General features: G+C 51.2%; 2 protein-coding genes and 1 pseudogene. 2 read left to right on the forward strand and 1 reads right to left on the reverse strand.

Features of this window, described 5'->3' with window-relative positions; translation table 11 throughout:
* Positions 1-138: 138 nt before the first annotated feature.
* Positions 139-489 carry a TnpV protein gene (locus tag H7U37_RS14960; RefSeq protein WP_204876952.1) on the forward strand — a complete coding sequence of 117 codons (351 nt, stop codon included), beginning with the start codon at positions 139-141 and terminating at the stop codon, positions 487-489.
* 13 nt (positions 490-502) lie between these two features.
* Positions 503-778 (forward strand): DUF6809 family protein, encoded by a 276-nt coding sequence (locus H7U37_RS14965; protein WP_176928136.1) that lies wholly within the window; start codon positions 503-505, stop codon positions 776-778.
* Positions 779-844: 66 nt separating this feature from the next.
* On the opposite strand, the pseudogene H7U37_RS14970 reads toward H7U37_RS14965, so the two are convergent.
* Positions 845-1,026, reverse strand: a pseudogene (locus H7U37_RS14970) (cell filamentation protein Fic); the annotation flags it as partial.

Raw genomic sequence — 1,026 nt, forward strand, 5'->3', positions numbered from 1 at the left:
GAGGGTGGATTACACCAAAAAACATTACATCATGACTGGCGGCTCATTTGTGGCGAATGAAAAGACAGTTATGATAAAGGAGGGATGCCCTCAAACCTACCGTAACTGTTAACCACATTCCCACGAAAGGAGCCTTGTATGGAACCGACTTACACCAAATGCGGCGACTATCTCATTCCCGACCTTGTGTTATCGGACACCAAAGAGTACCATATCGGGAAATATGGCCGGTTGCGCCGTGCCTACTTAAAAGAACACCGGCCCATTCTGTATACCGATCTCATTGTCACCGAAAAGCTGTTTCCCCACTTGGAGGAAATCGACACCGCCTGCCGGGAGCGGCTGGAAATCATTGAAAAAGCCATGATGCAGCAAGAGGGCGTCACAGAAGCCCTGAAAGCTGCCGACCAGATGGCATGGGTGCGCTCCATGAACTCCATCCACAACAGAGCCGAGGAAATTGCCCTGGCCGAGCTGGTCTACTGTTGAGGGAGGGAACGCTATGATTTTGGAAGCCATGTATAATGGAGAGTTTTATCCCTGTGAAACGGTAGTGCCCACGTCCTCGGAATACCGCAAGGCGGTCCAAACCTGTGCGGCGTTGATGGAGCAGTTATCCCAGCGGCTCAGCAAAGAGGACTATGCTCTGGTGGAAGAACTCCGGGCGCAGAACGCTATCGCTCAGTGCGAGGAAAGTGAGAGCCATTTCAAGTATGGCTTTTCGGCGGGGCTGATCGTCCAGCAGGAAGCCCATGAACAGCTGCAAAACAAGAAATAAGCGATGGCCGAAAAAGCCCACGCAGCCGGAAAGAGAACCGGAAGCGTGGGCTTTCTGTGTATATGGTTATTCTGTCAGATCATCCGAAGTTTCCGCAACCAGCCTGTCAAAGTCGCTCTGATAGCTTCTGTCCTGCAATACCCGGAACTTTTCAAACTCTTTCTCGGCAAAGGCTTTGGCAATGGCGGCGGTCACCTTGCCCTTATCATGCAGAATATCTTCCTCGTTGAACTGTAAAAATGCGTCAA

The organism is Pseudoflavonifractor phocaeensis (assembly GCF_016901735.1).
Lineage (GTDB): Bacteria > Bacillota > Clostridia > Oscillospirales > Oscillospiraceae > Pseudoflavonifractor_A.

Excerpts from the sequence above, each read along its gene's own strand:
- H7U37_RS14960 (WP_204876952.1), top strand. The coding sequence starts at position 139 with ATGGAACCGACTTACACCAAATGCGGCGACTATCTCATTCCCGACCTT.
- H7U37_RS14965 (WP_176928136.1), top strand. The coding sequence starts at position 503 with ATGATTTTGGAAGCCATGTATAATGGAGAGTTTTATCCCTGTGAAACG.